General features: G+C 63.0%; 23 protein-coding genes and 1 pseudogene. 10 read left to right on the forward strand and 14 right to left on the reverse strand.

Annotated elements, in window-relative coordinates; all coding sequences use genetic code 11:
• Window positions 1-80: 80 nt before the first annotated feature.
• A pseudogene (locus EWF95_RS13770) lies at window positions 81-239 on the forward strand (Gfo/Idh/MocA family oxidoreductase); the annotation flags it as partial.
• A gap of 35 nt (window positions 240-274) precedes the next feature.
• Window positions 275-469 (forward strand): hypothetical protein, encoded by a 195-nt coding sequence (locus tag EWF95_RS10130; protein WP_142443964.1) that lies wholly within the window; start codon window positions 275-277, stop codon window positions 467-469.
• A 5-nt stretch (window positions 470-474) separates the two neighbouring features.
• Here the strand turns inward: EWF95_RS10130 and EWF95_RS10135 are convergent, their stop codons facing one another.
• From EWF95_RS10135 to EWF95_RS10150, 4 genes are all read right to left on the reverse strand, one after another.
• Window positions 475-2,427 (reverse strand): SLC13 family permease, encoded by a 1,953-nt coding sequence (locus EWF95_RS10135; protein WP_142443965.1) that lies wholly within the window; start codon window positions 2,425-2,427, stop codon window positions 475-477.
• A 90-nt stretch (window positions 2,428-2,517) separates the two neighbouring features.
• A complete protein-coding gene (locus EWF95_RS10140; protein ID WP_142443966.1) occupies window positions 2,518-4,698 on the reverse strand; it encodes an amino acid permease in 2,181 nt (726 codons plus the stop codon).
• Between the two features lie 297 nt (window positions 4,699-4,995).
• On the reverse strand, window positions 4,996-5,265 hold the full coding sequence (locus EWF95_RS10145; RefSeq protein WP_142443967.1) for a HalOD1 output domain-containing protein: 270 nt from the start codon (window positions 5,263-5,265) through the stop codon (window positions 4,996-4,998).
• A 285-nt stretch (window positions 5,266-5,550) separates the two neighbouring features.
• Window positions 5,551-6,285: a DUF4386 family protein gene (locus tag EWF95_RS10150; RefSeq protein ID WP_142443968.1), complete on the reverse strand. Its 735-nt coding sequence runs from the start codon at window positions 6,283-6,285 to the stop codon at window positions 5,551-5,553.
• Window positions 6,286-7,167: 882 nt separating this feature from the next.
• Between EWF95_RS10150 and EWF95_RS10155 the strand changes: the two genes are divergently transcribed.
• Window positions 7,168-7,665, forward strand: coding sequence for an Lrp/AsnC family transcriptional regulator (locus tag EWF95_RS10155; protein WP_142443969.1), 498 nt, complete (start codon window positions 7,168-7,170; stop codon window positions 7,663-7,665).
• Between the two features lies 1 nt (window position 7,666).
• Here EWF95_RS10155 and EWF95_RS10160 read toward each other — a convergent pair whose 3' ends face one another.
• The 4 genes from EWF95_RS10160 to EWF95_RS10175 all read right to left on the reverse strand — a co-directional run bounded on the left by EWF95_RS10160 (window position 7,667) and on the right by EWF95_RS10175 (window position 9,972).
• Complete coding sequence (locus EWF95_RS10160; protein ID WP_142443970.1) at window positions 7,667-8,371, reverse strand: TenA family protein; 705 nt, start codon at window positions 8,369-8,371, stop codon at window positions 7,667-7,669.
• On the reverse strand, window positions 8,368-9,027 hold the full coding sequence (gene tenA, locus EWF95_RS10165; RefSeq protein ID WP_142443971.1) for a thiaminase II: 660 nt from the start codon (window positions 9,025-9,027) through the stop codon (window positions 8,368-8,370). The genes EWF95_RS10160 and tenA overlap by 4 nt, the downstream gene beginning before the upstream one ends.
• Window positions 9,028-9,072: 45 nt before the next feature.
• The gene (locus EWF95_RS10170) at window positions 9,073-9,648 is read right to left on the reverse strand and encodes a DUF2062 domain-containing protein (protein ID WP_142443972.1); all 576 of its coding nucleotides are present in this window, start codon (window positions 9,646-9,648) and stop codon (window positions 9,073-9,075) included.
• A 123-nt stretch (window positions 9,649-9,771) separates the two neighbouring features.
• Window positions 9,772-9,972, reverse strand: coding sequence for a high-potential iron-sulfur protein (locus EWF95_RS10175; RefSeq protein ID WP_142443973.1), 201 nt, complete (start codon window positions 9,970-9,972; stop codon window positions 9,772-9,774).
• 104 nt (window positions 9,973-10,076) lie between these two features.
• On the opposite strand from EWF95_RS10175, the gene EWF95_RS10180 reads away from it, so the two are divergent.
• Window positions 10,077-11,339: a COG1470 family protein gene (locus tag EWF95_RS10180; protein WP_142443974.1), complete on the forward strand. Its 1,263-nt coding sequence runs from the start codon at window positions 10,077-10,079 to the stop codon at window positions 11,337-11,339.
• 33 nt (window positions 11,340-11,372) lie between these two features.
• On the opposite strand, the gene EWF95_RS10185 is transcribed toward EWF95_RS10180, so the two are convergent.
• Window positions 11,373-11,627: a hypothetical protein gene (locus tag EWF95_RS10185; protein ID WP_246055694.1), complete on the reverse strand. Its 255-nt coding sequence runs from the start codon at window positions 11,625-11,627 to the stop codon at window positions 11,373-11,375.
• Between the two features lie 180 nt (window positions 11,628-11,807).
• Between EWF95_RS10185 and EWF95_RS10190 the strand changes: the two genes are divergently transcribed.
• The gene (locus EWF95_RS10190) at window positions 11,808-12,548 is read left to right on the forward strand and encodes an adenosylcobinamide amidohydrolase (protein WP_321167595.1); all 741 of its coding nucleotides are present in this window, start codon (window positions 11,808-11,810) and stop codon (window positions 12,546-12,548) included.
• Between the two features lie 6 nt (window positions 12,549-12,554).
• Here the strand turns inward: EWF95_RS10190 and EWF95_RS10195 are convergent, their stop codons facing one another.
• Window positions 12,555-13,628 carry a PGF-CTERM-anchored ABC transporter substrate-binding protein gene (locus EWF95_RS10195; RefSeq protein ID WP_221886650.1) on the reverse strand — a complete coding sequence of 358 codons (1,074 nt, stop codon included), beginning with the start codon at window positions 13,626-13,628 and terminating at the stop codon, window positions 12,555-12,557.
• Window positions 13,629-13,685: 57 nt separating this feature from the next.
• Between EWF95_RS10195 and btuC the strand changes: the two genes are divergently transcribed.
• Both btuC and EWF95_RS10205 read left to right on the forward strand, forming a co-directional pair.
• On the forward strand, window positions 13,686-14,783 hold the full coding sequence (gene btuC / locus EWF95_RS10200; protein WP_142443975.1) for a vitamin B12 ABC transporter permease BtuC: 1,098 nt from the start codon (window positions 13,686-13,688) through the stop codon (window positions 14,781-14,783).
• The gene (locus tag EWF95_RS10205) at window positions 14,780-15,589 is read left to right on the forward strand and encodes an ABC transporter ATP-binding protein (RefSeq protein ID WP_142443976.1); all 810 of its coding nucleotides are present in this window, start codon (window positions 14,780-14,782) and stop codon (window positions 15,587-15,589) included. Before btuC ends, EWF95_RS10205 begins: the two co-directional genes overlap by 4 nt.
• A 58-nt stretch (window positions 15,590-15,647) precedes the next feature.
• Here the strand turns inward: EWF95_RS10205 and EWF95_RS10210 are convergent, their stop codons facing one another.
• A complete protein-coding gene (locus EWF95_RS10210) occupies window positions 15,648-15,926 on the reverse strand; it encodes a hypothetical protein (protein WP_142443977.1) in 279 nt (92 codons plus the stop codon).
• Between the two features lie 85 nt (window positions 15,927-16,011).
• Between EWF95_RS10210 and EWF95_RS10215 the strand changes: the two genes are divergently transcribed.
• The 3 genes from EWF95_RS10215 to EWF95_RS10225 all read left to right on the forward strand — a co-directional run bounded on the left by EWF95_RS10215 (window position 16,012) and on the right by EWF95_RS10225 (window position 20,264).
• Window positions 16,012-17,073 carry a class I SAM-dependent methyltransferase gene (locus EWF95_RS10215; RefSeq protein WP_142443978.1) on the forward strand — a complete coding sequence of 354 codons (1,062 nt, stop codon included), beginning with the start codon at window positions 16,012-16,014 and terminating at the stop codon, window positions 17,071-17,073.
• A gap of 41 nt (window positions 17,074-17,114) precedes the next feature.
• Window positions 17,115-18,575 carry an RtcB family protein gene (locus EWF95_RS10220; protein ID WP_142443979.1) on the forward strand — a complete coding sequence of 487 codons (1,461 nt, stop codon included), beginning with the start codon at window positions 17,115-17,117 and terminating at the stop codon, window positions 18,573-18,575.
• A gap of 147 nt (window positions 18,576-18,722) precedes the next feature.
• On the forward strand, window positions 18,723-20,264 hold the full coding sequence (locus EWF95_RS10225; protein WP_142443980.1) for a PAS domain-containing sensor histidine kinase: 1,542 nt from the start codon (window positions 18,723-18,725) through the stop codon (window positions 20,262-20,264).
• A 321-nt stretch (window positions 20,265-20,585) separates the two neighbouring features.
• Here EWF95_RS10225 and EWF95_RS10230 read toward each other — a convergent pair whose 3' ends face one another.
• From EWF95_RS10230 to EWF95_RS10240, 3 genes are all read right to left on the reverse strand, one after another.
• Complete coding sequence (locus EWF95_RS10230) at window positions 20,586-20,960, reverse strand: hypothetical protein (protein WP_142443981.1); 375 nt, start codon at window positions 20,958-20,960, stop codon at window positions 20,586-20,588.
• Between the two features lie 47 nt (window positions 20,961-21,007).
• Window positions 21,008-22,876, reverse strand: a complete 1,869-nt coding sequence (locus EWF95_RS10235) for a sister chromatid cohesion protein PDS5 (RefSeq protein WP_142443982.1) — start codon at window positions 22,874-22,876, stop codon at window positions 21,008-21,010.
• Between the two features lie 109 nt (window positions 22,877-22,985).
• Window positions 22,986-24,056, reverse strand: a complete 1,071-nt coding sequence (locus EWF95_RS10240; RefSeq protein ID WP_142443983.1) for a LolA family protein — start codon at window positions 24,054-24,056, stop codon at window positions 22,986-22,988.
• Between the last annotated feature and the right edge of the window lie 33 nt (window positions 24,057-24,089).

The following is a 24,089-nucleotide window of genomic DNA, read 5'->3' on the forward strand; positions in this document are numbered from 1 at the left end:
TAATCTAATCTGGAGCGTGTGCAGTTTCGGCCGAACGGAACCATCCGTTTTACCGACCGCGCCAGTAGCCATCGGCAAGTATGTCAGAACCGCCAGTCAGAGTCGGGATTGTCGGCCTCGGCGGGATCGGCCACCACCACGCCGACCGCCTCAAAGAACACGGCGCGAATTTTGTCGGCGGTGTCGATATCGACGCCGAGGCTTGCCGAGCGTTCACTGAGGAGTGGGACGTGCCGACCAGGACACATATCCCAGCTCCACGCCAACACGCCTCATGGGCAGCGATGACGGCTATTGCCGGCTCTGTGGATCACCGCTCCGGCAGGGGGCCATCGCAAGCGAGCAGCGCGCCTGCTGTCTCAACGCGACCACGATCGACGGCGTCTGTCCAACGCATGGCCCACTTGGGCCCCACCACGTCGTTGACGACCCGCCCGATACAGAATCGAAGTCGAGTGAGTCCTCGTAGCGACCTTACGCGGGCCGCAGCCCCCAGAAGAACGCGATCCCGAGCACTGTCACCACCGACAGCAGCAACTGCAGCGGCGCGCCAACTCTGAGGAAATCCGAGAACCGATAGCCGCCCGGCCCGTAAACAAAGAGATTCGTCTGATAGCCAACCGGTGTCAGAAACGCCGTCGAGGCCGCGAAGGTGACCGCCATGACGAACGCAAACGGGTTCGCGCCGATGGCTGTCGCCGCCTCGACAGCGACGGGGAGCATCAACACGACGCTGGCGTTGTTCGAGATCACACCCGTGATCAACCCCGTCGAGAGATAGAACACCCAGAGCACGCCGATCACCGGGAGGTAGTTGGCGGTCGCGGCGACAAGCGCGCCAAGCAGGTCGGCCCCGCCGGTCTGTTCGAGCGCGATCCCAAGCGGGATGATCCCCGCAAGCAGCAGGATTACGTCCCACTCAACGGCGTCGTACAGTTCGGTGGCCTTGATTACGCCGGTCGCCACCATCGCCACGACGCCCATCAACGCCGTGAGCATGATCGGCAGCGAAAACGCCGACAACGCGCCGAAGGCGGCGACCCCCGTCGCCGCCGCGAGCCACGCGCCGATCGTCTCGAAGGGTATGGCGACGAGGCCGACGACGCCGACCATGATCGCCGCGGCGTGAGGGATCTTCTCGGTGCGGTACTCCGGCCGTTCGGGCTCGTGGGCGACGATGAAATCACTGTTGTGCGACAGCCGATCGATGCTGTCGGGATCGGCCTGCAACAGCAGCGTGTCGCCGACGCGGAGCCGCTTGCGATCCATCCCCTGTTGGATCGTCCCGCCGCGACTCCGGAACGCCAACACGGTGGCGTCGTACCGCTGGCGGAACGTCGAACTCGCCAGCGTCTCGCCGGCCAGAAACGAGCCCCGCGGGATGACGACCTCAACGATAGTTTGGTCGACTGCATCGTCGGGTTCGAGTTCGGCGTCAGTCTCGGGCGTCCCCGCGGCGGTCAGAGTTTCGCCCTCGACGAGCTCGTCGAGCGTCTCGCGGTCGGTGCGCAGCCGAAGGGTATCGCCCGCCCGGAGCCGGGTGAACTGCGAGGGTTCGATGGTCGTCTCGTCGTCGCGGACGAGCCCGAGGATGTCGGCGTCGAATTCGGCGGAATCGATGGCGTCGCCAACCGTTTTGCCGGCCATCGGCGACTCCTCGGTGACAACGACCTCTGTTAGGTAGGGTTCGAGATCGTACTCCTGAATGTAGTCTTCCTCCGGTGGGACGCGCTCGGACAGCAGCCGGTGGCCGATCGTCAGCAGGTACACCGAGCCGACAACGAAGACAACGATGCCCAATTGGGTGAACTCAAACATCCCGAACGGCTGGCCGAGCAGCCGCGCCGACACGTCGCTGGCGAGGATGTTCGTCGAGGTGCCGATCAGCGTGAGCATCCCGCCGAACATGGAGGCAAACGACAGCGGCATCAGCAGCTTTGACGGCGAGGTGTTGCCCTTGTGAGCGATATCCGACACCACAGGGACGAGGATCGCCACGACCGGCGTGTTGTTGATAACCCCCGAGACGGGGCCGGCGACGCCGATTGTCGACAGCAGCTGCCTGTTGAGGCTGTCGCCCGCGAAGTTCGCCATCTTCCGGCCGAGGATCTGGACGACGCCTGTCCGGCTGATCCCCGAACTCAGGATCAACATTGCTAACACAGTGATCGTCGCCGGGTTCGAAAACCCCGAGACACCCTCCGTCGTCGTGATCTGGGTGAGGTTGACGACGCCGTCGGGGCCCAACAGGATCAACAACACCATGACGAGGATGGCGGTCACGTCGATCGGGAGCCACTCGGTGACAAAGAGAACGAGCGCGAGCAGGATGATCCCGAAGACAACGAGGATCTCCGGCGTCAGGCTCCCGGCGAGCCCGCTGACCAGCAGCGTCGACCCGTCGACACCGGCGGCAGCCGCCTTCATCGTTGTCCGAGCAAGGGTGGTGGTCACCCTTGAACCCGGCGACGACCGCGCGGCCCAACGGGGCCAGATCGGATCACGCCGGTTGGGTCGTCACGGGCTGAACGTCAGCCGCTCCAACAGCCGGCGACCCAGCGGCGGCCGACGCGACTCGTGTGGGTAGACCGTGATCGACGTACAGCCCGGGCTTGGGAACAGCAGCCCGTCGCCGCCGACATCGCTGAGACGGCTGACCTCACCGCGCCGAACCAACACATCTGGGGTTGTGGGTTGGCCGCCGTCGGTGCTGATCGGCTCGGCCGACACCGGCACCGACAACAGCGCTGAGAGCTCCGATTGGTAGTCGTCGATCGTGCGCTCGTACTGGTCGGTTCCGGGCTGTCCCGCGGGATGCCACAGCGTCACATCGCCGTCGTTGGCGTCGGCGAGTGCTCCCGCAAGCGTCACCGCCAGCGGCGGGTACGGCCCGTCGTCGCCGGCGATAGCGATCTGTGCCGGCGCGTCGTAGCCGAGGTTATCGACGAGAAACACGTCACACGGTGCGTGGCGGACGACCCAGTCGATTGGATCGCCGAACAGCCGCGAGCGGAGTCGGAGCGGCTCGTGTTCGGCGATGATGGTGTCGACGCCGCGGTCGGCCGCGAAGTTGACCACGGCGTGTTTCGTGTCGTGGCTGACGATCTCGTCGGGCTCGATGTCGACACCCATCTCCGCGGCGTAGTCGCCCATCCGGGTTTCGAAGGAGCGATCCGCCGAGGATTGGACGGTTTGCTCCTCGGTGAGCGGCACCTGATCGGGCACCTCCTGGAACCGGACGGCGACGATGCGGCCGCCGTCGGGCCGAACGGTGTCGGCCGCCAGCGCGACCAGCGATCGCTCGCGGTCGGCGTCGAGCTCCTTGGTGAGCGCGAGCAGCACCTCCCGTGACCCCTCGTCGACGGCGGATTCGGTGTCCGCGAGCACGTCCCGGCCGAGACGCCGCCGCACCGCGTCGGTCGCCGCCCCCTCGCGGTCGACGCGCGGGCTGACGTAGAGCAGATACCAGACGAGGCTGCCGACGACGATGGCGACCGCACCGAGAAGCGCGATCGTCCCCATCTGGGTCAACAACAGGAGGCCGCTGGCCGCGCCAAAGATCTGCATCCAGGGGTACAGCGGCGAGGTGAACTCCGGCTCGTAGGCCATACTCCCCTCTCGAAAGGCGACGACAGCGAGGTTGATCAGCGCGAACACGAGGATCTGGAACGCGCTGGCGAGCTTGGCGATTTCGAGAATGGGGACAAAGGCGATCAACACCAACAGCACCGCGCCGGTGAGCGTGATCGAGTTGACCGGGGTGCCGAACCGCTCGCTGATCGTCGACAGCGATGGCGGTGCGAGCTGATCGCGGCTCATCGCAAAGGGGTACCGCGATGAGGAGAGGATGCCCGCGTTGGCCGTCGAGATGAGCGCGAGGATGGCCGCGAGGATGACGGCGATGACGCCCCACTCGCCGAGCGTCGCTTCCGCGGCGACGGCAACGGGCGTCAGCGAGCCGGCGACGCTGCCGGGGTCGGTGACGCCGACGAGGACGGCGACGATGGCGACATAGAGGATGGTCGTAAACACCAGCGATCCCAGGATCCCGAGCGGGATGTTCCGGCCGGGGGATTCGATCTCCTCGGCGACGCTGGCGACCTTGGTGACGCCGGCATAGGAGACGAACACCAGGCCGGTGGCCTCCAGCAGCCCGAAGAGGCCGTCGCCGAAGAAGTTCGCGTAGTTGGCCGTCTGCACCTGGGGCGCGCTGCCGGCGGCAAACCAACCGAGGGCGGCCAACATGACGACGACGATGATCACTTGAAGGCGACCGGTCTGTTTCGCGCCGACGAGATTGACGAGGATGAGCACCGTCGCCAACCCCAACGCGACCGGCTGCAACGGGAGATCAAACAGCAAGAGGAGATAGGGAACGCCGCCGACGAGCGCGAGCGCGCCCTTAAACGACAGCGAAAACCACGTGCCGACGCCGGCGATCGTCCCCAACAGCGGTCCCATCCCGCGTTCGATATAGATGTAGGTGCCGCCGGCTTCCGGCATCGCCGTCGCCATCTCGGATTTCGAGAGGGCGGCCGGCACGACCAGCAGGCCGGCCAGCAGATACGCGAGGATGACCGCCGGGCCCGCGATATCGAGGGCGAGGGCCGGCAGAATGAAGATCCCGCTGCCGATCATCGCGCCGATACTGATCGCCAACACCGACAGCAGACCGAGGTCGCGTTCGAGTTCCTTCATGGAGGGACGTTGCTTATCGGCGGCTTGGTGACGCATCCGTATAAACAGGACGATTCTATTGACGAACCGTCAAAATAAGAACCCAATATAAGGTATATTGACATTGATAGGGGGATATAGGCGTGGATCCGTCACTGCCGCCCTGGTTCCACAGTGGCTCTTGCCAAAGACAGACAGCGCGACCTGTTTCAGATATGGAAGGTCGATCTGTGCAAAATATAGAGATTGTAGTCAGCAGCGAGGTGTGGTTCCATCACGTACCCGTAGGTGGAACAATTGAGCAGTAAATGTGTGCCGTTAGCGGTGTGATTGGATGGTGATGACGGGGTTACCACTTTCGTCGGCGACAATCGTGACAGTTGCGTTATCGGCTTCGAACTGGAGAGACATTTTGAGCTTCTGGTCTTGAAAGAGCGTATCAAGTGCGTCGGTATTGATGTCGTCGCTGATGAGCCATTCCTGTTCGAGGATAGTTTCGTCATGGGCAATTGCGACGGCCTCAACGACGGCTGTACTAAGCGGTTCGCCATCAGGAGGTTCGTAATGGAAATTGTCAGTTTCGCTCATATCCAGCTATTATACGCGTGGAGGGAAACCTGCTATTGCCATATAATAGCCAGATATGAGCATGGCCGTACTCTGTGTCACACTCTCTATGAATCTCCCATACCTGCTATACTGACCAAATAGTCCCACTTGCATTATGGGTTGCTTCTACTGCCCGATACGCGCCGTCTCTTCAGCACTCGCCGACTATTTCTATCCGGTCGTTGATGTGTGTGTGAGAGTGACCGATATAGAGCGTGTATTTAGCACCCTCTCCATCTTCGTCTCACACCAGCATCGGTCGCATCACTCCTCACGAAGGTGTGCGGACGCCTCACGGCCACCTGCGCTTAGTAGGAGGACGCCGAGAGCGACGAACCAGACAATCTGGGTAAGCCCGAAGATGCCACCGCCGATCTCACTGAGTACTGGAACCGCCGTGAGGATGCCTACAGTCCCGACCACGAACCCGAGGTAGTTTACCAGTCGGTGGAGAGCCCGCGCTCGCAGCGCGGCAACGCTCACGAGTAGCGTCCAGAGCCCGCCAATAATCTCGTTACCGCCGCCCAACCCGTCGATGACCGGATTAACTGCCAGCCAGACCGTGGTCGCCTGCGTTGGATCAGTACTGTAGAGGTCGACGACGACCCCCGTCGCGAGGGTGGCAATCATCCCGCTGGCGATGACGAGACCGGCCCAGATGAGCCCGAATGCGGTCGTCGCCCGCATCAGCATCGGTGCGTCGGCTTTGAGATGCTCGTGAAGTGCCAGCGTGAGTGCCACCAGTACGATACCGAAGACCACGTAGATGAGCAGGTACATCGCGTACAGACTCGTCTCATTCGCGACGAACAGTTCGATCTCTTGGAGTACCCCAGTGACGCTTGCGAAATCGAGGATGACGAGGAAGTACGCGATACCAGCCACGTAAATGGCCGCCTCAATGAGTGCGGCCAGACCTCCTACACGAAGGTAGTTCCACCGACTCGCACCGGTCGGCCGCTCAATACGTTCGACTGCTTGGTTAGTAGACGATGCCATTTTTATCACTCATTTTACATAAGCTGTATGAGAATATAACCTTGTCGGTGGTTTCTCATCCGCGTGTCAGATTGTCTTCGTCCGTGCGGACAGTGCAAGATACGCTCGTCACCGTACTCGACGGTCAGCCAAATACTGTGTCACTACCAATTGGCCGCGACAGGACAGTGGACTGCGTGAGTGCTTTTCGACCGAGCATCGTTGCAGCGTCTGCGCGTTCTATTCAGCAGTTGGCGAATCAGTTTATAGGGTAATTGATAGATAGCCGAGTGAGCGATACAGAGGAGTAATTGCTTACAAATGCGTGCACAAGGTATACAACGATATCAATTCATTAGAAGGCTCTGTTGAAATCCTCTTCTTCGGACATATTATTGTATAAAACAGCTGGTCGCTGAAAAGTGCCTGGCCAATAGTTATTTTGTGAAACAGTTCATACAATACATATGTGAATAAACCTCTTGTCGGGATGGGACTCGTATTTGCACTTGCATTCATTACTGGCATTGTGGGTGTAACCCTCTTTTCGGGGATTTTGACGATCGGGTTCGCCTCGCTCGCGGGTCTTTCCTCAATAGGGCTCGGCATAACAGGCTATGCCATTAGCACGCAATAACTTCGCATCCAGAGACCTGTACATTATTACTCCTGTACTGAGTGATCGATCTCTCCCGTCGATCGGTCTCTGTTTGGCTGCATTCGCGCACCCCATCTTGCACGCCAACTATGGACACTATCTCCAGAATAACACTTATTTCGCTGAGTTGGCGAAGCACATCCACAGTTCTCGTGTTGAGGTGTCCGCTACCGCCATGCGTCCGTCGGATTCGTCGCTAACCACTACCCAACACTCATGTCAGTGCCGTTCGACAGCCATACCCAATGAAGGACGGCGAACTCGACGCGGTCGACCGTGCGATCCTCTATCACCTCCAGCAGGACGCCCGCCACACCTCCTCCAGCGAGATCGCCGACAAACTTGATCTCTCGGCGAGTACGATCCGCACCCGGCTCAACACCCTCGAAGAAAGCGGGATCATCCGCGGCTACCACATCGATATCGATTACGACCTTGCGGGCTACCCGCTGTACACCAAGATCATCTGTACCGCGCCGGTGCCCGAGCGCGACAACCTCGCCGCCGACGCCCGCGAGATTCAGGGTGTCACCGCGGTGCGGGAGGTGATGACCGGCCAGCGAAACGTCTACGTCAACGCCATCGGCCGCGACCACGACGACCTCAACCGGATCAGCACGGAGCTCAACCGCCTCGGCCTCGAAGTCGTCGACGAACAGCTCATCCGCGACGAGTACGTCTGCCAGTACCGCGGCTTTCTGGACGAGTTTGACGGGGCGGAGCTTTCGTCGACCGACGAGTAGCCTACCGCTCGTCGGCCTGGTCGTAGGGGGCGTCGAAGAAGGCAACCTCGTGGTCAACCGTCCGCTCAAAGAGCCGCGCGACACGCTGCTGGCGGCGCGCTGACAGCGTCGGGCCGATCGTATCGAGTTGCTCGCGCAGCCACTCGACGAAGGCGACAAAACCGTCGTTGGCGTGGAGATCGATCCACTCAGCAAAATAGAACGGCTCGGGGCGATCCCCGGCCTCGCGGGTCGCCCACAAGAGATAGATCCATTCTGCCGGCACCAACACAGCCAGTGTTTCGGCGTAGCCGCCCTGTGCTTTCGCCGCGAGGAGGAGATCGATAAACGACTCCGTCGCTGCGGTTCGGTCGGGGGCCTGCCACCGCTCGGCGGGCACGTCGAGCGCGTCGAATGAGCGTTCGAAGTAGTCGTTCTCGTCATCGGTGATGACATCGAGGAATTCGACGAACCGGCGTTTCTCGGTCATCGTCGGAGCCTGCCCGACGGCGTAGCCGAAGACACCGACCAGCGTGTCGACGAAGGCGTAATCCTGGAGGAGATACTGAGCCATCACTTCGTCGTCGAGGGTGCCCGCGCCCAGTTCCTGGGTAAATCGGTGATCGACAGCGTCGCTCCAGACCGGCTCGCTTCGTTCGCGGAGCCAGTCGGTGAACCGCGGCTCGTCGCGGTCGGCGGCGTAGTCAACGAAGGAATCACCGCTCATAGGCCCCAGTCCTCCACGGTATAAGCCATCTCCCAGAATCTGTACTCCAGTTTCGCGCTGGTGAGGAATGCCTCCTCCATCGCCTCGCGCTCGCCAGGGTATCGCTCCCAGCAGTCGTCAACGAACCCCCGGCCCCAGGCCACGTCCTTGCGGAACTCATCGCCGGTGTAGGTGTCGATAAAGGGCGTGTACTCGTGGGTTTCGTCAGCCAACTCGGCCATGTGGTCGGCGATATCGAGGTAGCCCTGCATGCAGGGGTAGAGCGCGGCGGCGATCTCGGCGATGCTCCCCTCGTAGGCCGTCCGCAGCAGGAAGTTCGTGTAAGCGACACAGGTCGGGGCCTTCTCGGTCGCTTCCAGTTCGTCCTGTGAGATGCCGTAGTCGGCCGCAAACGACCGATGCAGATCCATTTCGGTGTCGAGAATGGTGTGCGCCACATCCAGCAGGGCGGTCATCCGTGCCTCGTCGCGGGCTTTTGTGCCCGCAAGTGCCCACAGCCGGGCGTAATCCTGCAAATACCGATAATCCTGTTTGATCCAGTGTGCGAAGGCGTCGCTGTCGAGGCTGCCGTCGGCGAGTTCGACGACGAACGGATGGGTCTTCTGGGCCTGCCAGATCGGTTCGCCGATTTCGAGGAGATGGTCGCTACCGGTCATGGGATAGCCATCGTCTCGGCACTAACTATAAGCTGTTGATATAACTTAGTTATCTTCGACTGAGTCGGTGGCATCGCTTGGCCTGTCGATCTCGATCGTGGTATCGGGGTCACTGCTCGGATCGATCTCTCTAACCACGATATCGGCGACCTCCTCGACGAGGGTAAGATTCCGGCGACGGTATGCGACGACCATCCCGCGCACAAGCCCGTAGCTGATCGCGGTTGCAACGACAGCAAGAATCACGCAGCCGACGACCAGCCGGACGAGGAGGGGTCGGTTCCCCGACAGCGACAGCTCCACGGCGATCCCGCCATCGATCGGGCCGAGTAGATAGATCCCGAGCGGGACGCTCAGCGCGTAGATCCCCCATTTGACAAGCGGGTTGATGACGATCCCGGAGCTAAACAGCGCGACCGTGTTGATCCACGCGACCCGCGAGGCCAAGATCACCATCAGGACAAGGTTCCCGCCAAGGGTCGGCAGGGTTGTCAGAAAGACCCCGATAGCAAAGCTGCCGGCGATCTGTTCGGGTGACTGGTCGTCGTCGAACGACGCCTCGATCGCATCGCGTACCCGATTTCGAACCCGACGGAGGCGAGCGATCCGAGGCCAACGCATACCGGATAGCTCACACCACGGCGGCAAGAACCTACTGCACCCGTCATCGCACACCCTACTGTAGCCGCCATCGCACACCCTACTGCACCCGGTGTTGGACGCACGATCAACCCGACAGCCGGCTCAGCCGTTGTAGACCGCGTAGCTGATACACCACCCTTCGGGATCGATCTGTCCGGCAATCAGCGTACAGGCACCCATCCCGTCGCCGTTTTGATCCGGAACGTAGTACTGACAGCCGCCACACTGCTGGCCGTTGTTCGGGGTTGACTGATAGCTCAGGGCCGGCGGAGCCGCGTCGTCGCCTGTGAGTGAGTCACACAAATCATGGTTTGAGTCTCCACAAGGGGTAGTACCCGCCGGCGGCGACTTTCACCTGCCAGTCCATAGCCCTCCACGCGGATGGATCCGACACGCTGGCGCGAGCTATGAACACACGAACACTCATCCTGATCACGCTGGTGGGAGTCAGTGCTCTCGCTGCCACGGGCGTGGTCGCCGCGACGACGGATAGTGCGACGGCAAGCGAGACAACGACCGTCGAAACAACCACCGGGGGCAACGCCCCTGATCCAGCAAACTACACACGATTGTATATCGATGACAGCTATCGGAATCTCGAACTCAAACCCGGCGACAGCGAGACCGTTACCGTCACCGTCGAAAACGGCGAGGACGAGGCGGTCGACATCTCGCCGCGGGTCGCCACGCCGCCGACCCGGAGCCAGCCACCGGTCGAAGCCGACTGGCTCTCGATCGACGGCGGCGAGACCACGCTCGATGCCGGCGAGTCTGTCGAGGTTGATATCACCGTCGACGTACCTGACGACGCCGAGATCGGCGACTACAGCGGGCTTGTGGCCTTCACCGACGAAACGCTCCGGTATCCGGGCCGACCGCCACAGCCGGTGCACAGCGTCTCGGTGAGCGTCAACGTCTGGGAGGAACCAACCGTCCAACTCAACTCGGAAACACACATCTACACCCATCTGCAGGCCGGCGAGACGATCAGCCGAGAGATCGAGATCTCCAACACCGGCGAGGAAGCCGTCCCGGTCAACCCGCAGTTCAACGCCGAGAACCGAGTTCGTCACCGACCGGGCGGTCGCACCACCCTGGATCGCTCGTGGGTGACGATCGACGCCCCGAGTGAGATCGCTCCCGGCGAGACCGACAGCGTCGAGCTGGCCGTCGAACCCCCCGCTGACGCCGAGCGCGGCGATTACAGCGCGACCGTCGACCTCGGGATCACCGATCCGGCCCGGAACTCCGACAACACCTACTGGCAGCAGGTCGATCTCAACTTCCAGGTCTGGACGGCCCCCGAGGAGCCCTTCGAGACAAGCTTCAGTGTGAGCGAGTCGACAACCAACGCGACACTGGAACTCACCGCCAATCAGCGACGGCGCGCGGCGGAGCGAGGCCAGGAGGCCTCCTTCGACGTGACGTTTGTCGCGCCGGACGGCCGTGAGATTGACGCCGACCGCACCAGCCTGACGGACTCCGGCAGCGTCAACCTCGGCGCGCAGCGGCCACGGGAGACGACCGACGGCACCTACGCCGCCCGGGGAAGTCAGCAAACGTTCACCTATGAGATCGCTGATCCGGCCGCCGGCGAGTGGTCGGTTCAGATTATGCCGCAGAACACGATCGACTTCGGCTACGAGATCAGCCGCAACGAGGCGAACTGAGCGATCACGAGGCGTACAGGGCGATCGAAGCGATCACGGGGTTAGCGAGGCGACGTTTGCCGGGCGACGCGCCTGCCAGACGTTCGCCCGCCCCCCGATGCGATCAAGCCGGAGCTCAACCAGTTTGCCGGCAGGGAGTGCTGCGAGCTCCTCTCTGAGTTCCTCATCTTCGTAATCAACGACCTGAAACACACGGTTCGCTGATGGATTCAGGAGATTGATTGCATTATTTGGATTCATCTCCGCAACAATACGATATTCGTGTGGTTCGGATCGCTCCGTTTTCATACTAAACGGATAGGAACTGCGATCGTCAAAAGATTTGCGCCTATATCTGTGAAGTACAATCTCAAGACACTTTTAATACTACTATCCCACACTATTTTCCAGAAAATTTAATTTATGTTTATTTCTGTGCGCCCCTCGAAGGCGATAGGGCTACCCAACTGGAGCGGCTGGCACGCCACGATGGACGAGGGTATCTTCGAGACGACGATCACCGACGGTGTGTTACAGGCGCGGCGACCACACACCGACTGGCTCTCGACGGGTGTCGACGGCGGGCGACAGCACGCGGATGCGGCCTACAACGTGACCGTGCCTACCGGGTGGGAGAAAACCGATCTCCGAGCCTACATCGACCGGCGGGTGGCTGACGCTGGGTTCGACGCCGACGGGCCAGCGTTGCTGACGGGCGTCGAGCAACGACATGCGAGACGGGCCGCCCTCGACCCGGTCGAGGCGATCGTGACCGCGGGGCTCTCGAATCCGGCGACGCTACCGCCGCGGGACAGCATCGATACGTCGACGCCAACCCCTGAATCCGGCGATGCAGAATGCAACGCTGATCACGGCCACCCCGGAACGATCAACATCATCGTCGGCACCTCGCGGGCCCTGCCGCCGGCCGCGCTAGCCAGCCTTCTCGCCAGCGTCGTCGAAGCCAAAACGGCCACCCTCGCCCGCCGAACCGGCTTCACCGGCACGACGAGCGACGCGGTGATCGTCGGCAGCGACCCCGACGGCGAGCCAACGCGGTTTGTCGGCTCGGCCACAGCGGTCGGTAACGCAGCCCGCGCCTGTGTTCGGGACGGCCTCACCGCCGCATTGGACGCACGGTATCAGAACGAAGAACACCCCGAATCGGTTGGCGACGCCGACCACGGTATTGAGACGACGGCGACAGCAACGGTATCGACCCCGCGGTAGGCGACGCTACGGTCGCTCCCGTAGTCGCGCGCTGGCAACGATCGCCACCAGCGCGGCGACCGCAACACCGATCCCAAATCCTGGCGCGGAGACACCGGTTGCCGGGTCGCCGTCTTCGGTTGTAGTGCTCACATCCGCCGCCGAATCAGGGTGGAGTTGGGCACTGAGATTGCTGGTCGAGTAGACAACGCTCCGCGGGGCGGGTTGGTTGAGATACTGCACCGACAGGGTGGCGGTTCGGTTGTTCTGTCCTGCAGCTGTTTGGGAGTACGGGGTAGAGCCAAGAATCTGTCCTTCGGTCTGGTCGGTGACGATCAGCACCTCGGGATCGAGTGCGATGACCGTCTCATCGTTCAGCTGTCGGTAGCCATCGAACTCGCTGGCAGCGACGTTCTCCCCGCCAGCCGTGGTGATGATCTCGTCGATAAACGTGTTGTTGCCGACGGCGAACCCGCCGAGCAGCGGGTACAGCACGCGTTGGCGAGCGGCGTCGGCGGTTTGGGATTCGGTCGCCGCGACATTTTGCCACATCCACGCGTTCGTTTCGGCGGCCGCGGCGGTGTTGCCGGTGAGCCGGCCGGTCGTCTGTGTTTTGGCAGCCACAGCTTCAAAATCGGTCGCCGCCGGGAAGTGATACACCGTGAGGTTGGCATCTCGAAGCGTGGCAACGGTTTCACGGCTGGTCGCGTTCGGCGCGAGCACCAGATCCGGCTCGGTCGCTACCACCCGCTCGATGCTGACGCCGAGACCGGCCGCCGAGACGTTGTCTCGCTGTTCGGCCCCATCGAGGTAGCTCGCGTACTGTGTGACGCCAACGACCTGGTCGGCCGCCCCGAGCGTCCACATCGTCTGGGCCGCACTCGGATTGGTCGTGGTGATACGCTCAGGACGGGAGTCGACGGTGACCGCCGTCCCGGTCGCATCGGTGAGCGTGACCGGGAACGAATCGTTTGCGGTCGGCGGGGAATCGCCACTCGACGGCGACGCCGTCGCCGACACAGGGTCGGCGGTCGCCACCCCAGCACCGAGACTCACAGCCACCAACAGACACAGGATCAAAAGCGGTCGTCGACCGATCATACCCCATCTCCGGGTGAAGGCAATAAGTATTTGCCTACTGCAACTCCGGTTTCATTCATGCGAGTCCGACAGCGCGCCGTAACGTGGTCGCTGGGGCTGACCGCGGTGCTTGCTGTCGCTGTTACCCTGAGCGCGGGGATCGGCCCGGTGCGGATCCCGCCGGCAACAGTCGTGAAAATTCTGCTCAACGCGGTGTCGCTGCCGGCCGGGATCGAGCTGACACCGCTGTCGGTTGCCGGGGCGCTCCAGCTTCCGCTGCCGACGCTACAGTGGCAGTCGGCGGTTGCCTACCCGGTCGATCAGACGGCTGAGACGATCGTGATGCGCGTTCGACTCCCGCGAATCCTGCTGGCCGCGACGGTCGGCTTCGCGCTGGCGGCCGCCGGCACCGTAATGCAGGGCTTCTTTCGGAATCCGATGGCCGATCCCTCGATCATCGGCGTCTCCTCGGGGGCCGCGGTCGGCGCGGTCGCCGCCATCGTCGTCCCCGCGGCGATCCCCTTCGGCCTGGGGCTTCGCGGCGCGGCGTTTCTCGGTGCGGTGATAACGGCCTTTGTCGTCTACCTGATCGCCACCGAGGGCGGCCGGACGCCGGTGGCGACGCTGCTGTTGGCGGGAGTGGCGATCCAGGCCTTCCTCGGGGCCGTGATCGCCGCCCTCCAGCTGTACAGCGGCGAGGGGCTTCGGGCGGTTGTCCACTGGCTGATGGGCCATCTCGGCAATGCCGGCTGGGATGACGTGACGATCACGCTGCTCATCGTCCCCGTGCTGTTTGGGGTTCTGCTGGCATATGCCCGCGATCTGAACGTGCTGCTGCTCGGCGAGGAGGCCGCCGCGGGGCTGGGTGTCGAGGTCGAGCGCACGAAACGACTCCTGCTTGCGGTGTCGGCGGTGTTGACCGCCGCCGCGGTCGCCGTCTCCGGTGTGATCGGGTTTGTCGGGCTCATCGTTCCGCATATGCTGCGGTTGGTCGTCGGCCCCGACCATCGGGTGTTGCTGCCGGCGGCCGCACTGGGCGGGGCCTCCTTCCTCGTCATCACGGACACGGTCGCCCGCGCTGGCGCGACAGAGATCCCGGTCGGCATCGTCACCGCCGCACTGGGCGCGCCGTTCTTCCTGTATCTGCTCCGCAGCCGGGAGGTGCACGCGCTGTGAGCGACCCGCCGCTCGTCGTCGACGACGTGTCGGTCACGCTCGGCGGGCGCGAGGTGGTGTCGAATGTCTCACTGACGGCTGACCGCGGTGAACTCGTTGGCCTCATCGGCCCGAACGGCGCGGGGAAAACCACGTTGCTGCGGGCGATCCGCGGTGGCGTGCCCACGACGGCCGGCGAGATCGCGGTGACCGGTCAATCGGTGTCGTCGCTGTCGGCCAGAGCAATCGGCCGGCGGGTGGCAACGGTGCCACAGGAGACCGAGCTCTCGTTTGGGTTCTCCGTTGAGCAGGCGGTGGCGATGGGGCGGCACGCCCACATCGGCCGGTTTGGCACCCCCGACGAGACGGATCGGGAGGCGGTCGCCGACGCCCTGGCGCGAACCTCGCTGGAGTCGCTGGTGGATCGCCCGGTCACCGATCTCAGCGGCGGCGAACGCCAGCGGGTGTTGTTGGCCCGCGCGCTGGCGCAGGCGACGCCGGTGCTGTTGTTGGATGAGCCGACCGCGAGCCTCGATATCAACCACGCGATCCGCACGTTGGAAACGATTCGGTCGGTCGTCGACGACGGCACCGCCGCGGTCGCCGCGATCCACGACCTGGATCTGGCGGCCCGCTACTGCGATCGGCTCATCCTGTTGGCCGACGGCGACGTTGTCGCCGCTGGCGACCCGGACACAGTGTTGACAAGCGAAACCCTGGCTGACGCCTTCGATGCGACCGCAGTCGTCTCTCAGGATGCGGTGACCGACACACCACGGGTGACCGCGCTGCCGGACGAGTCGGCATCGACCAGCGACGAAGCGTAGCGTCGACAACGCGGAATGTGCGTCGGCGATAACCACGAATGTGCGTCGTCGATCCTGCTTACGAGGCGTCTGTCAGATACCGATCATAGAGTTGGTCACCGAGCAGGGTTCCAAACAGCCCGGAGATGACGACAAACGAGCCGATCGAAACCATCAGGAAGCTCACCCACTGCGTGAGCGGCTCGACCGGCGGCCACAGCATCGGAATTGTTCGAACGACAAACTCCCAGAAGACGGCGAGTTGCAGGACGGCAACACCCGCGCTACAGGCGGCCCGCACCCGCAGTCGTTCCCACGACGGCCCGGGGCGGGGCGCGGGAAACTCGCTGTCGCTCATTGGCGGTCGTTGGGGTGCCGCCCTGAAAGCCCTCGCGGTCGCCGCCAAACGTCACTCTTAGGCGCGGCGATATCGGAGACCCAGTATGGACGTTCCGTGTGTCGCCGTCGCCCGCGAAGCCGGTGAGGCGGCCCGCACCGCGCTGGCGGAGGCGGGCGCGCTCGACGACGACCACGAGATCGCTGTCGACGACGGCAGGATCTATATTCCGGTCACCGATACCGACGCCGCTGTCGACGCTGTCGCCGCACTCGATGGCGACGCTGAGATGACGACCCGCGACCTCCCCGTCCGCCAAGGGGTTCGCACGCCCGCCGATATCCTCGGCTTCGAGCCCTCCTTAGAGCGGATCGGCGATATCGTCGTCATCGACGAGGATGACCCCGACCGCGCGAGGGCGATCGCCGAGGCCGTCATCGACGCCGATCTCCCGGCTCGGTCGGTGCTCAACCGCGCCTCGAAGATCAAAGGCGAGCTTCGGGTGCGAGAGTGGGAGGTGGTGGCTGTCGATAGCTCAGCGACAGCCGAGGAGACCAACGCGGCCGCAGCCAGCGATCTCTCGCCGACCGAAACAGTGCATCGAGAGTACAGCCATGAATTTCTGCTTGATCTTGCCGCCGTCTACTTCTCGCCGCGGCTCGCCACCGAACGCCACCGCGTTGTCGAGCAGATCGAACCGGGCGAGCAAGTATTGGATATGTTTGCCGGCGTCGGCCCGTTTGCGATCCCCGCCGCCAGCCGCGGGGCCAGCGTTGTCGCCGTCGACCTCAACGAGACGGCGATCGACTACTGCCGGGAGAACGCCCGCCGCAATGGTGTCTCCGACCGGGTGACCGCGATCGCCGGCGACGTGCGCGATGTCGCCGACGACTATCGCGGGTGGGCCGACCGGCTGGTGATGAATCTCCCCCACAGCGCGAACGAGTTTGTTGAAACCGCGGTCGAACTTGCCGGCGAGGAGTGTGTGATCCACTACTACGACATCCAACACGAGGACGATCCCTTCGGGCCCGGAATCGCGGCGATCCGCGAGGCCGCCGAGCCGGAATACGCCGTGAGCGTCGAGACCGAACACGTCGTTCGGTCGTACGCACCACACGAACTGAACGTCTGTCTTGACGTGCAGCTGACAACGACCCACCGATAGCGGGCACAACGCTCTTTCGCGTCGGCCGACGACGGCCAACTATGACCACACGAGAGATCAACGGCTATCAGCTCCACCGGATTCGGGAGCACGTCTGGGAGATCCCCAAGACGGGTGAGATGCGTGTCCCGGCGCGGCTGCTCGCCAGCGAAGCCCTCCTCGACCAGATCGGCGACGACAACACCCTCGATCAGATCACAAACGCCACCCAACTGCCGGGGATCACCACCCACGCGCTCTGTATGCCGGACGGCCACCAGGGATACGGGTTCCCGGTCGGCGGCGTCGGCGCGATCGACGCCGAGGATGGCTGCATCTCGCCCGGCGCGGTCGGCTTCGATATCAACTGCGGCGTCCGTATGGTGCGGACGACCCTCACCTACGACGACCTCCGCGGTCGGGAGGAAGAGCTCGTCAACGCGCTGTTTGCCAACATCCCGACCGGCATCGGCCACGGTGGCGTTGTCGAAACCGACGTGGAGACCGTCACCGAGGTACTCGACCGCGGGCTCGACTGGGCGGTCGAGGAAGGGTATGCGACACGGGACGATATGCTGCACTGCGAGGATGAAGGCCGCCGTCCGAACGCCGACAGCGACTTCGTCTCAGCAGGTGCGAAAAACCGCGGCAAAAACCAGATCGGCAGCCTCGGCTCGGGCAACCATTTCCTCGAAGTCCAGCGCGTCACCGAGATCTTCGACGATGGGGTGGCCGACGCCTACGGGCTGGAACCCGAGCAGATCGTCGTGATGATCCACTGCGGGAGCCGCGGGCTCGGCCACCAGGTCTGTAAGGACTACGTCAGCCGCATCAGCGAGGAACACGCCGAGTTCAACGCCGACCTCCCGGACGACAACCTCGCGGCCGCCCCCGCCGGCAGTCAGGTTGCCGAGGAGTATTACGGCGCGATGGGCGCGGCGATCAACTTCGCGTGGGTCAACCGCCAGCTGCTCACCTACCAAACGCGGCAGGTCTTCGAGCGCGTGTTCGACCGCGACTGGGAAGAGATGGGGATGGAGCTGCTGTACGATGTCGCCCACAACATCGCCAAAAAGGAGTTTCACGACGTTAACGGCGACGTGCGGGAACTCTACGTCCACCGCAAGGGCGCGACGCGGGCGTTCCCGGCCGGCCGCGAGGAGGTGCCCCGTGCCTACCGTGAGGTGGGCCAGCCCGTTCTCCTGCCGGGCAGCATGGGCACCGGCAGCTACGTGCTGCGCGGCGGGGATGGCTCGCTCGCCGAGAGCTTTGGGTCGACAGCCCACGGCGCGGGTCGGCTCATGAGCCGCACGCAGGCCAAACGCGAGTACGGCGCGAGCGACGTACAAACCGACCTCCGCGATCAACAACAGATCTACATCAAAGCCGAGGACGGCGAAACGATCGCCGAGGAGGCACCCGGCGTCTACAAGGATATCGATGACGTGGTCGCCGTCTCGGAGGCTCTCGATCTCGCCGATCCGGTCGCCCGCACGGTGCCGGTCTGTAATATCAAGGGCTGAGGTGGAAGCGTCGTCGGTGAAATACCTCGGGTTCGATGGACTGATCGAGACTGTCGCTTTCTACCCGGAGGGCGATACCAGGCGTTTGTAGTAGACAGAATAATATGCGAGAAAGCCCTCGAATGAAGCAATTGATTGATTCCCCCTATGCCTGAAGAGCAATTCACGTACGATGGTAATATCATCAGTTCTGAGGAGGGAAAACCAGACTTCATCGAAGCGAGTCTCAATGCGATTCCAGATATCTTCTATGTCGTCGATACTGAAGGCGATTTCCAGCGGTGGAACGACAAACTCCCACAACGCACCGGCTACACCGACGAAGAGATCGGGACGATGAACGCCCTCGAATTCTTCACGGGGGACGATCGCGAGACGATCGAATCGGGAATTGAGACAATTTTGCAGACGGGCGAGACTATCACCGAAGCTGAGATCACCACCAAAGAGCGCCACACCATCCCCCATGAGTTTCGAGGGGTCAGACAAACTGACGCCGAAGGTACCCCGACGGGCATCATCGGCATTGGAAGGGATATATCGACCCGAAAACACCGAGAGGAGGAACTGAAAGCACTGAACACACGGTTTGATCTGGCGTTGTCCCAAACTGATACAGGGATCTGGGAACTCGACATAGCATCCGGGACAGTCCGCTGGGATACAACCAGTGAACGCCTGTTCGGATACGACCCTGGGGAATTTCCGGGGACATACGCTGGGGTTGGCAGCCGAGTTGTCGACAGCGAAACAGCACCCACCGGGGAAACGACCGACACAACAGGGACTGAGCCCAACTACCGACCTGAATACGGAGATCGCATTCCGGATGAGGATCTCGATCGGGTATCGGAACAGCTTGAACACGCCATTAAGACCGGCGAACAATACCAGGCTGATTTCCGGGTGCAACCGCCAGACGAGCCCCAACGCTGGATCCAGGCTCGTGGGGTCGTCGAGTACAACCATGATGGGAGCCCAGACCGGATAATTGGTGTCCAAACCGATATCACGGCCCAGAAAGAGCGTGAACGCGAACTCGAACGAACAAAACAGAGCCTCGAAGAAAAAAATGAGCGGCTCAATCAGTTTGCTGCGACAGTCTCACATGACCTGCGGAATCCCCTTGAGATCGCACAGGGATACCTCGATGTTGCTCGGGAGACCGGTGAGGACGATGCCTTTGAGACCATCGAACGGTCGCTCGGTCGCATGGAGTCGATGATCGATGAGTTGCTGACGTTGGCTCGCACCGAGACAGTCGATCCCGAGACTGAATCGCTCCGTCTGGGCGACATTGTTGCGATGGCCTGGGAAACTACCCAGACAGGGGCGGCGACGATCACGTGTGACCTTCCGGACTCGATGACCGTTGTGGCCGATCAATCACTCCTGAAAAACGTCTTTGAGAATCTGTTCCGCAATGCCGTCGAACACAACGAGTCGCCGGTAACCGTCTCTGTCGGCCAGTTAGACGGCGGCGGCTTCTATATTGAAGATACCGGTGCCGGATTGCCCGAAACTGATGCACAGTCAGTGTTTGAGCAGGGAGTTACCACCAATAACAGTGGGACTGGATTTGGGCTGGCCATCACCCGGAACCTGATTGAGGCCCACGGCTGGACGATCACCGCGACTGAGGGGACAGCTGGTGGGGCCCGATTTGAGATTCTCACTGATGGCTCCTAAGTCGGGGGCGTATCTACTTCTCAGGATCGTTGGCAACAACCCAACAAGAAGTCGTCTGAATCACGATAGAGTCACCGCTCACCGATCAGGGACGCCGCCAGCCAAAAACTGGCCGGCGGCGCAAACGTAGTGTGCTGGTAGCGGGGTCAAGTGCTACGACCACCCGGAACAGGGTGGTCACTATACCATATGTCGACCAGCTATATCAACATGTCGGGTAGGGACACCGATGGTTGCCTCTACCGTTTGCATTGATTCCACCGTGATGTTGTCCGTCATCCTGAAAATGTTGAGCCGCTGGTACAGCCGCCAACAAACTACTTACGACCAGAATCCGCCCGATCCCGGCCCAGAGGGGCCGCGCGGGCCGCTGGGTGCAGTGGGTGACTCATCGGCGAGTTCGACGCGTTCGCTCGGCTGTCGTGGATCGATCTCCTGGCCGGCTTCGAACCGAACAAAGCTCAGATAAAACGACTCCCCACAGCCGGTTTCGCCCTCCCGAAGCGTCCCATCCTCGCCGCAGGTGAACTCGACGCCATCAACGCCGTCCTCGTCCTCAAATGGCTCATCGGGAGCGACGTACGACCAGCCCTCGAAGGGGTACGGTGTCACCGCCTTGTCGTCGAGATAGCCCGTGCGTTCGAGTTCGACGATCGCCTCACAGTGTGGACAGTGGTAGGTGACGATGTAACTCATTGCCATCAGTTGGGCGGGGCCGCTATTGAGCCCTTCGTGCGCCCCTATCACGTGATCCGGTCGAGTGCCCACGCCGCCCGCTGTCGCACTGATTCCTTCGGATCGGTGTGGCGACGCTCGGCCAACGCGTCGGCTGCCGCGGCGGCGTCACACCGGCCCAACGCCCAACAGGCGTGGACGCGGCTGCGCGTCCAACTGTCGTCTAACAGATCGACCAGGGCGTCGACAAACGGTTTGACATGTCGGGGTCTCACCGCGGCGATGCGGGCGAACGCACCGGCTGTATTCGACCGCACCGTCGGATCACTATCGGAGAGGAGCCCGGCGAGCTCGTCGGTGTAGGGGGCGATATCGGTCGGATACTCGGCCGCGATATCGCCGAGAATCCCGACCGTGTTGGCGCGAAGCTCCGAACTGTCGGCGGTGAGCTGTGCGAGCAGCGTCGGCACCGCCGGCGTCGCCGCGGCCGGGTAGGCAGCCGTCACGCGGCCGAGCGCGGCGGTGGTGGTGATCCGGTAGGCGGTGTCGTCGGTCTCCAGCAGCGAACACAGCTGCGGGACGAGCGGTCGAACGGCGTCAGGATGGTTCTTGGCAACGAGCCCGACGGTCGCCAGTGCCTGCCGGCGCGCGCGGGTTGGGGTCGGGGCCAACAGCGAGCCGAAAGCGGGTATCGCATCCACGACAGCACCGGGATCGTGGTCGGCCACATGGCCCAACAGCCGCGTTGCCGCCGTCGCCACCAGCCGGCTGTCGGCGGGGAGCGTGTCGATCACGGCGTCGACCGCGTCGGCGACGACAGCCGGCTGTACCGCCGCGATATGGGCCAGCGAACGCAGGGCGTACAGTCGGCTGAGTCGACCATCATCCAGACACGCCACGAGCGACTCGACCGCCGTCACTCCGGGGGTCGGTGTCGCCGCAAGCACCGATGCAACGATCCGGAGCGCGGTCGTCTGTGTCTGAGGGTCAGCCGTCCGCGCGACCGCCGCAAGCCCGGCGGTATCGATCACGCCGGGGGCGGCACTCGCCAGCTGACCGTAGCGATCGAGCTGTTGTGGCGAGGCATCCGGCTCAGGTGCTGAAACCGTTGGCTGCGGAGGGATTGAGATGGTCTCGATCGCTGACGGTGAGATGGTGAGTCGCCGAGGGGCAGATTCGGCTGTCAACGCCGACACCTGCGGGGCGGCGTGAGCGGAGCGATCGTCCGCCGCGCGCCGAACGTCGACGACGGGGACATCGATCGATCGCGCCCCAGCCGTCGTCTCGATCCGGATGGCGGTGCCGTCGGCGACGTGCTCACAGAACGCGGTGATGTCGCCAACGGTGTCGGGCTCGATCCGTACCTGTCGTGGCGAGCCGTGATGGTCGATCCCGAACCACCGCAACGGCCGGCCGTCGGCGTCGGTGTGGCGGCGCAGGAACTCGGCGGCCGACTCACAGCCGAGCGCGTCGCGGGCCAGCTGCCACGTCTCGTCGGTGCCGATCCGCCAACAGGTGACCCCATCGACAACGACGGGATTGGGGCCGCTCGCGGGTGGGGTCGCCGGAGGCTCAGCGGGTGAATCGGATGTTGACGACGGGTCGGTTGCCGACGGCGAATCGGTTGCTGACGGCAAATCGGTTGCCGACGGCGGGTCGATCGACGAACCATCGGGGGTCGTCGCGGCCGTCGCACAGCCCTCACAGACCGGGTTCGGGATCGGGGTGAGCAGCCGCGTCCCCCCGTCGGGTTCGGGGGTCGCGTCGCCTGTCGCCGGATCGGCTCCGATCGTCGGCTGACCCCCAAGCACCGGGGGCGAATCTGGGCCGACGGCCTGCTCTGTGGGCCGATCCGATCCCGGCTCGTCGCTCAGCCACGAGATCGGGCTACCGCAACAACAGCAGTGGGGAACATGGTGGGGTGACTGGAACGCCATCTGACTGATACCGGATGGTCACCATACCACTCAAAAAGCGTTCGCCCGTAGTTATCACCGGAGATAATTTGCTGATACGGCGGTAAAATCAGCGGTCGGCGACAGCAGGTTACAGTCCGGCTGCGGCCGCGGTGGCGTCGGCGATCGTCCCCTCGACAGCGACGGCGGTTGTGACCCCATCGTCAGTCCAAAACACCACCGCGCGGTCGTCACGTTCGACCGCGGTTGCCGATCGCTCATCGACCGTTACCGTCGTCTCACCGTCGAGTTGATCGAACGGGATCGACGCGCCGCTGGCCGTGATCACCGACACGGTGTCGTCATCGACTGTGTACTGCTGGATAACTGCCTGGCCGTCAGCCCGGCTGATCACGGTGGCCTCGGTGAACGCGCCGTCGTAGGTCGGTAGTGAGCGGTCTGTTGCCGACTGGACAGCATCAAACGTGTCGTAGGCGTCGGTCGTCGTCACCGACACCCGATCGGCCGGCGGATCAAAGGTGCTGTCATGGATGCTGACGTTGAACTGTGTCTCGGTAACCCGAACCGTTGTCTCGTTGGTGCCATCGGTCGCGGTCGCCCGCAGGAGGCGGCTGTCCTCGGTGGCGATCCAAAGCGTGCCGGTCACGGTCGCCGCCTCGTCGGTCGATTCAACATCGATCACGTAGGCAGACTCGCCGCCGATATCCGTGATATCGACAAGCGTCGCGGTGACGTTCGACGCCGAGACCGGATCGGTCAGCGCGCCATACTGGCTGTCATCGCTTGGGAGCCGATCGGGGTTGCCACTGGCCTCATACGCCTCTAACTCGGCTTCGGTCGGGATCTCACGGGCGTAGGATCGGTTCTCGCCGACCGCCCACGCGACGCTGCCGTTCGAGCCAGCCTCGTAGCTCTCGCCGTCCTTTTCAACTGTGTAGGCGACCTTATCGGGCTGTTTGGCGGCGTACGCCACGGTCGCCGTCGACGTTGCCGTTTCGTTTTCGACCGTCACGGTCGCCGTCCCGCTGAGCGTGTCGGCGGAATCGTACCGGGTCTCAACGCGATCGAGGATCTCGTCGCCGGAGGGCTGATCGTCGACAGCCATGCCGGGAAGACCGGTTGCCGCGCCGGCGGCCAGCAAGCCGACCGCGAGGAGGACGGCTAGTACACCGAGGCGACGACTGAACGGAGTGAAACTCATCACGCAACGTACGTGCTTGCGGCGTAAGTACAT

Origin of the sequence: Halonotius roseus, assembly GCF_006861655.1 — an archaeon.
GTDB classification, from domain to species: domain Archaea; phylum Halobacteriota; class Halobacteria; order Halobacteriales; family Haloferacaceae; genus Halonotius; species Halonotius roseus.